The sequence below is a fragment of the Intestinibacter sp. genome (assembly GCF_051866655.1).
Classification (GTDB): domain Bacteria; phylum Bacillota; class Clostridia; order Peptostreptococcales; family Peptostreptococcaceae; genus Intestinibacter.
The window spans coordinates 1-9,324 of record NZ_JBJDXL010000551.1 but is presented as its reverse complement, the minus strand read 5'-3'; the positions used below and the strand labels follow the sequence as shown (position 1 = coordinate 9,324).

Sequence of the window (9,324 nt, the reverse complement as noted above, 5' to 3'; positions counted from 1 at the left end):
ATTCCTTTATCGATTATATTGTTGTAATCTATAAAATCATATATATCTTGTTCAAATACTGGGCTGAATTTTAATAATTCATCTAATTCTAATTCTTCTATAGCCTTATCATTATCTTCACAGTATATAACTATTTGTCCAACTATGCCATGAGCATCTCTAAATGGAACATTCTTGTTAACTAAATAGTCAGCAACTTCTGTAGCGTTTAAGAATCCTCCCTTAACTGCTTTTTTCATGTTGTCTTCTCTAACCTTTAGAGTTCCTATCATACCCTCCATTATTTGTATGCACATTTCAAGAGTTTTTACACTGTCGAAGAAGCCTTCTTTATCTTCTTGCATATCTTTGTTGTAAGCTAGTGGTATACCCTTCATTACTGTAAATAATGCAAATAAGTTGCCGTAAACTCTACCAGTCTTACCTCTTATAAGCTCTGCACCATCTGGGTTTTTCTTTTGTGGCATTATAGAGCTTCCTGTAGTAAATAAATCGTCCATTTCTATAAATTTAAATTCTTGAGAACTCCATAATATCAATTCTTCGCTTAATCTACTTAAGTGCATCATTATTATAGAGAAATCGCTCATAAGTTCAAGAAGGTAATCTCTATCACTTACACCATCCATAAAGTTGTCCATAGGTTTTTTAAAGCCTAATTTTTCTGCTGTTATATTTCTGTCTATACTATGAGTAGTTCCAGCTAATGCTCCACATCCTAGAGGTGATTCATCTAGTATTTCTAGAGCATTTTTTATTCTCTTTTCATCTCTATCAAACATATTGTAGTATGCCATTAAATGATGCTTGAATGTAACTACTTGAGCTCTTTGTAGATGAGTATATCCTGGCATTATAACTGAATTATTGTCAGCCACTTCTTTTATAGTTTCTTTTAAGCTAGCTATATGACCAATCATATCATTTGCTTTTTCTCTAGCGTATAATCTCATATCTAAAGCAACTTGGTCATTTCTACTACGAGCAGTATGTAATTTTTTACCTACATCCCCGATTCTTTCTGTTAAGTTTGATTCAACAAAGCTGTGGATATCTTCGTAATCCCCACTTAAAGGTAGTTTTCCAGATTCAATATCTTCTAATATACCGTTAAGTCCATCAGTTATTTGTTTTCCTTCTTCTTCAGTTAAAAGCCCCACTTGTACTTGCATATATACATGAGCTAAGCTTCCTTCTATATCCTTTTTGTATAAAACACAGTCGAATCCAAAAGATTTATTGAATTCCTCCATTAATTTATTTTCGCCTTTTCTAAAACGGCCTCCCCATAACTTCATATATTTCCATCCTCTCTATTTTATTTAATTTAATTAATTAAAAGTTTTAATTTATACTTATAAAATTATATTTGTAAAAATTTATAAAGAGCCTTTGCTACACCATCTTCTATATTAGTAGAAGTGACATAGTCTGCCTTTTCCTTTACAGCTTCATCTGCATTTCCCATAACTACGCCTAGTCCAGCTAGCTCTATCATAGGTATATCGTTATAGTTATCTCCAAAAGCTATGACCTCTTCTCTATCTATACCTAAATATTTTATTAAAGCCTTTAGAGCCTCTCCCTTATTTGCACCTTTGTGCATTACTTCAATATTATTGTACCAAGATGAAGTCATCTCAATACCTTCAATTTTAGAAAGATCCTCTCTTACTCTTTTTAGCTTTTCCATATCATGGTCATCTATTGCTATTAATTTTAGAATTTTATGCTTAGAAGCTTCTTCCTTTAAATCGTCTCCAAAGTGTACATTTACTTTATCATTAAAGAAATTTTTTAGTCTCTCTCTAGTCTTTTCTTTATCTTTAGAGGTAAGATTTTTACACATCATAGTACTTTCTGAATAAAGCTGATAATAAACTTCATTTTTTTCAAAAACATCTATTATCTTCATACAAATATCATTTGGCACACTGTTTTTGTATATTAGCTTATTCGTCTTTGTCTCTTTAATTATTGCTCCATTACATGCGATTAAAGGAGTATTTATATCTAAAAAATTAAAATGCTCCTTAGCAGAATCGTAAATTCTTCCACTAGCAGGAACTATTTTTACACCTTTTTCTAAAGCCTTACTCAAGGCTATTTTATTTTCTTCAGTTAATTGGTGATCATCTCCAAGAAGTGTTCCATCCATATCCGAAACTATTAATTTATATTTCATACGAATTCCTCATTTATATTATTTCTTAAGTTTAAAATTACCCTATTTGTTATTATAGCATAACAAATTTGATTTTAAAATATTAATACTTTAATAGTATTTATTAAATTAAACTATCATCTTCTAAAATATTGTCTTTTTTCTTAAATAAAAAACTCAGCTTTGTCTCTGATATTATAACTGCGATAAATATCAATAAAAATCCAATGCCTAATTTTAAAGTTATCTGTTCGTGGTATATTAAAATAGAAAAAATAACTCCAAACACTGATTCCAAGCTAAGTATTATAGATGCAGAAGATGCAGAAGTATTTTTAAGGCCAATACTTTGAAATGCTAGACAAAGTGCTGTAGCAAATACACCTAAATAAGTAACCCCTAAAAATGCATCTCTACTGTAAACAGTCGGATATGAACCTGTTATAATAGTTGCTATCCACGATATAACAGCGACTACAAATATCTGCAAAAAAGTCAAAAGATATTCATCCCTATCCTTACAATAATAGGCAATAGCAACTATATTCACTGCCGACAAAACTCCACCTATTAAAGTTAAAATATCACCCACAGATATTGTCAATTTTTCGTTTAGAGATACCATTCCTATTCCTATAATACATATAAATGCAGCTATAAAATTAAATTTGTCAGGTCTATCTCTAAAAACAATCCAATATAAAAATGGAACTACAACACAGTAAATAGCTGTCAGAAACGCACTTTTGCCGGGGGTTGTATCTAGGGCTAACCCTACTACTTGTACTATAAAAGAAATCCAAAGAGAGCCTCCCATCACAAGACCTCCAATTATATATCCCCTATCTATTAATTTAAATTTCTTCCTAAATATTATTCCTAAAACTACACTGCCTACAGTAAATCTAACTGCCATTATAAAATTAGACGGCATAGTATCTGTAGCTCCCTTTACTACCACAAAAGTACTTCCCCAAATAATAGCCGTTACAAATAGTGCTATTTTTGATATTAAATAAGTCTTATCCTTCATAGCTCCTCCTTTCATATTAATCTAAATTATAGTAAAAAAGAGCCCTTCATCCTTTTAAGGACGAAAAGCTCGCGTTACCACCTTAACTCTAAAATATATAGATATACTTTAATTCTTAATAAATTTAATAATTTTCCTATCTGTTGGAAGTGCTTACATACTCCTCTTTTTCTAAATCTTTATTTTTATAATATAATTAATCATTTTTATTATATCTAATATACTTTATTATTGTCAATCTATTTTTATACTATACCTTCTGCTACCATAGCATCTGCAACCTTTATAAAACCTGCTATATTAGCTCCTGCTAAATAATTAGTTCCATATCCATATTCTTTTGCTGCATCTCTAGTTTTCTTGAATATATTAATCATTATATCTTTTAATTTTTCATCTACTTCTTCAAATGTCCAAGATAATCTCATACTATTTTGAGCCATTTCTAAAGCTGAAGTTGCAACACCACCAGCATTAGTAGCTTTTGCTGGAGCTAATAAAACCCCTTTTTCTAAGAAATATTTTATAGCTTCATTAGTACAAGGCATATTTGAACCTTCACCAACTGCAATTGTTCCATTTTCAACTATTATTTTAGCAGATTCTAAATCTATTTCATTTTGAGTTGCACAAGGTAAAACTATGTCTGCTTTTACAGTCCAAATACCTTTATTTCCTTCAAAGTATTTAGCAGATGGTTTTCTCATTGCATACTCTTTTATTCTCTTTCTTTCAACTTCTTTTATTTGTCTTATTAATTCTACATCGATCCCTTCTTCGTCAAATATATAACCATCTGAATCACACATAGCAACTACTTTAGCTCCTAACTCTTGAGCTTTTTTAACAGTGTATATAGCAACATTACCAGAACCTGATACTACTATAGTTTTATCTTTTAAGTCTTTTCCTGCTTCTTTTAACATTTCTTCAACAAAATATATTACACCGTATCCTGTTGCTTGAATTCTAGCTAAAGAACCTCCAAATGTTAAATCTTTACCTGTTAATACTCCTTGATCTGTAGAATTTCTTATTTTTTTATATTGTCCATATAGATAACCTATTTCTCTACCGCCAACACCTATATCACCTGCTGGAACGTCAACATCTGGTCCTATATGTCTATATAACTCAGTCATAAAACTTTGACAAAATCTCATTATTTCTATATCAGATTTTCCTTTTGGATTGAAGTCTGATCCCCCTTTACCTCCACCTATTGGAAGTCCAGTTAATGAATTTTTAAATATTTGTTCAAATCCTAAGAATTTAATTATACTTAAATTTACTGATGGATGGAATCTAAGCCCACCTTTGTATGGTCCTATTGCAGAGTTAAATTGAACTCTAAATCCTCTATTTATATGTATTTCGCCTTTATCATCTGTCCATGGTACTCTAAACATTATTTGTCTATCTGGTTCAACTAATCTATCTAGTATTTTATACTTTATGTAATTTGGATTTTTTTCTAATACTGGAATTAATGAAGTTAAAACCTCTTCTACTGTTTGATGAAATTCTTCTTGTAAGGGATTTTTGGCTTTAACATCCTCTATAACTTGTTCTACTATTTGTTTTACATTTTGTTTCATAAAATATTTCTCTCCTCTATTTTGTATATATATTTAAATATGTCACGTGATTATATTTTACACATTTTCACGAAAATTTCCAGTATATTCTTAATTTTTTATATTTTTAAATTATTTTTTGCCTAAAAATAAAAAAATCTGTAATTTTTTTCTTATACAAAAAAAATACTGCCTTAGTCTAAAACTAAGGCAGTATTTTTTTATTATAATACTGCTATTAATTCTATTTCAACTTTTACGTCTCTTGGAAGTCTAGCAACTTCTACACAAGCTCTAGCAGGTTTGTTATCTCCAAAGTATTCAGCATATACTTCGTTTACTTGAGCGAATTCATTCATATCTTTTATGAATACTGTAGTTTTAACTACATTTGAAAAATCAGCTCCAGCTTCTTTTAATATAGCTTGTAAATTTTTTAAAGATTGAGCAGTTTGAGCTTTTACATCTCCTTCTACTATTTCTCCTGTTGCAGGAACAAATGGAACTTGTCCTGATATAAATAATAAGTTTCCAGCTTTTATTGCTTGAGAATATGGTCCTATAGCAGCTGGTGCATCATTTGTATGTATTACTTCGTAAGCCATTGGTATTACCTCCCATAATTTTAATATATTTTTTTCATATATTATTATACTATTTTTTTCAAAAAATAATATACTTTCTAGAATTATTTTTTGAAAAAAATAACTGAAACTCAATTATTGAGATTTCAGCTATTTTTTTAATTAAATTCTGTTTTGTATAAAGTTTTACTTCAATATTTGAATTTCTATATTTCTAACGCCCCATGAATTACATTTAGCTTCACTAGACATAAATATATCAATTTTATTTCCTTTTATTCCACCACCGCAATCCTCTGCTATATAAGTACCGCCAAGTGCTGGTATATAAACTCTAGTTCCATAAGGTATTACTCTTGGATCTACAGCTATTGTTCTTCCTGGCTTAGGAATTGTTCCTGTCGCAGTTATACCATCACCTGCATATGCAGTTGCGCTAACTGTCATAGTAGTCACTGCATTTGATGATGATTTTTTCTTTGAAGAACTTGAAGTGTATGTTTTTTTCGAATTTGTAGATTTATTTGAACTACTTGATTGTGATTTCGAAGACTTAGTTGCCACATTGTACAAATCACTGTAGTCATGTAAATTTTTAGCTTCAGTTTCTATATATTTTCCACATACATATCCTGTTTTTCCATCATTTAATTCTATTTCATACCAACCATTTTCTTCGGCCTTTATTATTTTTACTTTATCTTCCTTTTCTTTAAATTCTACTATATCGTATAATACAGAAGGACCAGTTCTAACGTTTAATTTTTTCGCTGATACTTCTCCGTCTAAAGTTATATATTGTCCATTTGTCCATGCTACCTTACCATCTTCCAATTCAATTTTATACCATCCGTCTTTTATAGATATTAAATCAACTTCATCATCTAATTCGAAGCCTCCTATAATATCGTCAGAAGTCGATGGTCCACTTCTTATATTTAACTTATCTACATTCACTATCGCTTGCTCTTTTTTTGAATCTACATTCTTATCACTCTGTGCATATACAGCATTTGAACTGAACATAGTCAACATTGTGAGTGCTGCTATCGTGGTACTTGTAATTTTTTTAATCATAAATATTCCTCCTAATTTTTACTTTTAACAAGTATTTTTTCTCAAAGAAATTCTATCCTCAAGATTTAAAAGTAACAATTTTGTAACTTTTTTATCATCTTGTAATTTATTATATTACAATTTTGTAATTTTTGAAACACTTTTTATAAAATAGTTACAGAAAAGTTACACCATTGATTTAATTATATGTACCAACTTTTAAAAATATCACAGTTTTTGCAACGGTTTTAGTAATTTCTTATTTCTATACAATTTTTATAAATTTTTTATTTACATTTTTGTGTTTTTTTATAAATGTTTCATAATTCTAGAAAAAAACAGGTGTTGTCGAACATCACTTCAAACAAAGTAATATTCAACAGCACCTGTTTTTATATCATATTTAATTAAATTCTATAAAGCCTCTAACATTCTAAGTACTATATCTTTAGAATTTTCAGCTGCCTTATCTACAAATTCGTCATATGTCACATTTGCACTTCCATCAGCTTTATCAGACATAGCTCTTATTATAACGAAAGGCGTATTATTTAAAGTACATACATGGGCAATTGCTCCACCCTCCATTTCACCACAATAAGCTTTGAAATCATTGTCTAGCTCGTCCTTTAATTCCTTTGAGCTTATAAATATATCTCCTGTAGCAACTCTTCCTTTTACGATTTTAAAATCTTCATCCTTTACTTGCTCTAAGCTAGATTTGTAAGCAGCTTCTATTAATTTTTCATCTGCCTTAAATACAGAGTTTTCCATTTGAGGTATTTGACCCTTTTCATATCCAAATGCTCTAGCATCTACATCGTATTCTATAGCTTCTGTAGATATTACTATATCATTTACATCTAAAGATGAATGTATAGCACCTGCAACACCAGTATTCACAATTGCTTCAACGCCAAATTCACTTATCAATATTTGAGCACATAATGCTGCATTTACTTTTCCTATTCCACATTGTACTAATACTACATTTTTTCCTTTTAAACTACCTATATAAAATTTTAAACTAGCTTTGTCTACTGTTTTTTCTATTTCCATAAGGCTAATTAAAGTACTAACCTCTTTATCCATAGCTCCAATTATTCCTATTTTATTCATCGCTACCTCCTGTAAATATTTTTCTAAAAAAAATCGTTCTAAAATAGAACGATTCCCTCAATAATATATTAAATAAAAAACCTGTTGTAGTGTCAATATATTTCTCTAAATTTTTACTTATTTATAATTTAAATTCTATAATACTGCTGCTAAAACAGCTCCTTGTGAAGTATAAGTTCCCATTACAGGTCCCACTTCACTTATATAAATTTCATCAAATTTATGAGTTTTTTCTATTATAGAAAGCAGTTTATCTGCTTTTTCTGGGCAATTTGCATGAACTAAGCATAACATTTTTCCTTGAGTATCTTCTACATTTGAAGTTATATAATTCGCTACTTTTTTTATACTGTTACTTTCTCCTCTAGCCTTATCTATAGGTTTTACAAGTCCTTCAGTTATTTGAACTATTGCCTTAAAATTTAAAGCTCCTATTATTTTTCCCGCTAGTGGATTTATTCTTCCACCTTTTATAGCATTTTCTAGAGTTTCTAATGTACCATAAAAATAAATCTTTTGTCTAAGATCTTCAATAACCTCTACTATTTCATCTATACTTTTTCCTTCTTCTATCATTCTTGATGCTTTTATTAATAAAAGACCTGCTCCTATACATCCTGTTTCAGAATCGATTACTCTAATATCTTTTTCATCATTTTCTGATAAGTACAAATCTCTCGCAAGAACAGCACTATTGTATGTTCCAGATAATTTAGAACTTAAAGCTATTACAATTATTTTATCTTCCTCACATTCAAACTCTTTAGAAAATCTTTCTGGAGATGGACAAAATGTTTTTGGTAATTCTTTGCACTCTTTCATCTTTGTATAAAACTCTTTATTATTTATATCTACTCCAGCAGTGTAATGTTCTTCTCCAAAAGATACACCAAGAGGTACCACACTAATATTAAATTTTTTTATAACTTCTTCTGAAAGATCACAAGAACCATCAGTTATTAATTTAATTTTATCCATTTTTATTCCTCACTTGTATATAATTATTTTTTCAGTCGGTCAAACGACCGATTTCTAATATTATTTTATTCTTTTATCTATTAAAAGTCAATATATTTAACTATATCTTTACTTGTCAAATTTGACTTTATTTTAATCTACTATTATAATTTAAATAACTTTATTTTCTTATTTTATATACAAATTAAAAAAGAAAGGTTATAAGCTATGAAACCAAATAATATGAAAGAAACTATTTTGGCGACATCTACAAAATTAATGGCTAAAAAGGGTATAAAAAACACTAGTCTTGCAGATATAGCCAAAGAAGTAGGTATTAGTAAAGGAACTTTATATTACCACTACTCTAGTAAAGATGATATAATTTGCGATATGGCAGAAATGCATTTAAAGGTAATAACTCATGCGCTAATTGAATGTCTACAAAACGCAGGCTTCCATTCAACTACAGAAGAGTTTATATCCGTTGTATTAAATAAAATATCTGATATAGAAAATCACGGAAGAATACATATGTATTTAATTTGTGAGGCAATCACTGGCAACGAAGTTCTCAAAGAAAGGTTTAAAATTAAATATATTGAATGGAGAAAGGCTTTGGAATTAGAAATTCAAAGAGCAACTAAATTTAAGGACGATTCATATCCTATATCATTTTTATTGATTTCTATTGTAGATGGATTAGTAGTGCAAAGTCTATTAAAAACAGAAAAGCTTCCTTATGGAGAAATATCTAGATTCTTAATCGACAAGCTAAAATAAAAGGGGGCTGTCGCAAAATAAAGCTTGCGATGGCTCCTTTCGTTTTATCGA

9 protein-coding genes are annotated in these 9,324 nt (G+C 29.4%); 1 reads left to right on the top strand and 8 read right to left on the bottom strand.

The window, feature by feature from the left end:
• The 8 genes from argH to ACI3VO_RS16625 form a co-directional block, all read right to left on the bottom strand.
• On the bottom strand, positions 1–1,298 hold a 1,298-nt coding region (gene argH / locus ACI3VO_RS16660; RefSeq protein ID WP_439758987.1), incomplete at its 3' end, for an argininosuccinate lyase.
• A 65-nt stretch (positions 1,299–1,363) separates the two neighbouring features.
• Entirely contained in the window at positions 1,364–2,185 is an 822-nt protein-coding gene (locus ACI3VO_RS16655; protein WP_439758986.1) for a Cof-type HAD-IIB family hydrolase, read from the bottom strand.
• A 103-nt stretch (positions 2,186–2,288) separates the two neighbouring features.
• Positions 2,289–3,197, bottom strand: a complete 909-nt coding sequence (locus ACI3VO_RS16650; protein WP_439758985.1) for a DMT family transporter — start codon at positions 3,195–3,197, stop codon at positions 2,289–2,291.
• A 245-nt stretch (positions 3,198–3,442) separates the two neighbouring features.
• Positions 3,443–4,795, bottom strand: a complete 1,353-nt coding sequence (gene gdhA, locus ACI3VO_RS16645; protein ID WP_439758984.1) for an NADP-specific glutamate dehydrogenase — start codon at positions 4,793–4,795, stop codon at positions 3,443–3,445.
• A 203-nt stretch (positions 4,796–4,998) separates the two neighbouring features.
• Positions 4,999–5,379 (bottom strand): RidA family protein, encoded by a 381-nt coding sequence (locus ACI3VO_RS16640; protein ID WP_439758983.1) that lies wholly within the window; start codon positions 5,377–5,379, stop codon positions 4,999–5,001.
• Positions 5,380–5,544: 165 nt separating this feature from the next.
• Positions 5,545–6,435, bottom strand: a complete 891-nt coding sequence (locus ACI3VO_RS16635; RefSeq protein ID WP_439758982.1) for an SH3 domain-containing protein — start codon at positions 6,433–6,435, stop codon at positions 5,545–5,547.
• A gap of 393 nt (positions 6,436–6,828) precedes the next feature.
• The gene (locus tag ACI3VO_RS16630) at positions 6,829–7,533 is read right to left on the bottom strand and encodes a 5'-methylthioadenosine/adenosylhomocysteine nucleosidase (RefSeq protein ID WP_439758981.1); all 705 of its coding nucleotides are present in this window, start codon (positions 7,531–7,533) and stop codon (positions 6,829–6,831) included.
• Positions 7,534–7,668: 135 nt separating this feature from the next.
• Positions 7,669–8,511, bottom strand: coding sequence for a DegV family protein (locus tag ACI3VO_RS16625; protein WP_439758980.1), 843 nt, complete (start codon positions 8,509–8,511; stop codon positions 7,669–7,671).
• Positions 8,512–8,718: 207 nt separating this feature from the next.
• Between ACI3VO_RS16625 and ACI3VO_RS16620 the strand changes: the two genes are divergently transcribed.
• Positions 8,719–9,273, top strand: coding sequence for a TetR/AcrR family transcriptional regulator (locus ACI3VO_RS16620; protein WP_439758979.1), 555 nt, complete (start codon positions 8,719–8,721; stop codon positions 9,271–9,273).
• Positions 9,274–9,324 lie beyond the last annotated feature (51 nt).

Bases quoted from the DNA above. Each gene is read 5' to 3' on its own strand.
- ACI3VO_RS16640 (WP_439758983.1), bottom strand. From the start codon at position 5,379: ATGGCTTACGAAGTAATACATACAAATGATGCACCAGCTGCTATAGGA.
- ACI3VO_RS16630 (WP_439758981.1), bottom strand. From the start codon at position 7,533: ATGAATAAAATAGGAATAATTGGAGCTATGGATAAAGAGGTTAGTACT.
- ACI3VO_RS16650 (WP_439758985.1), bottom strand. From the start codon at position 3,197: ATGAAGGATAAGACTTATTTAATATCAAAAATAGCACTATTTGTAACG.
- ACI3VO_RS16620 (WP_439758979.1), top strand. From the start codon at position 8,719: ATGAAACCAAATAATATGAAAGAAACTATTTTGGCGACATCTACAAAA.
- gdhA (WP_439758984.1), bottom strand. From the start codon at position 4,795: ATGAAACAAAATGTAAAACAAATAGTAGAACAAGTTATAGAGGATGTT.
- ACI3VO_RS16635 (WP_439758982.1), bottom strand. From the start codon at position 6,435: ATGATTAAAAAAATTACAAGTACCACGATAGCAGCACTCACAATGTTG.
- ACI3VO_RS16625 (WP_439758980.1), bottom strand. From the start codon at position 8,511: ATGGATAAAATTAAATTAATAACTGATGGTTCTTGTGATCTTTCAGAA.
- ACI3VO_RS16655 (WP_439758986.1), bottom strand. From the start codon at position 2,185: ATGAAATATAAATTAATAGTTTCGGATATGGATGGAACACTTCTTGGA.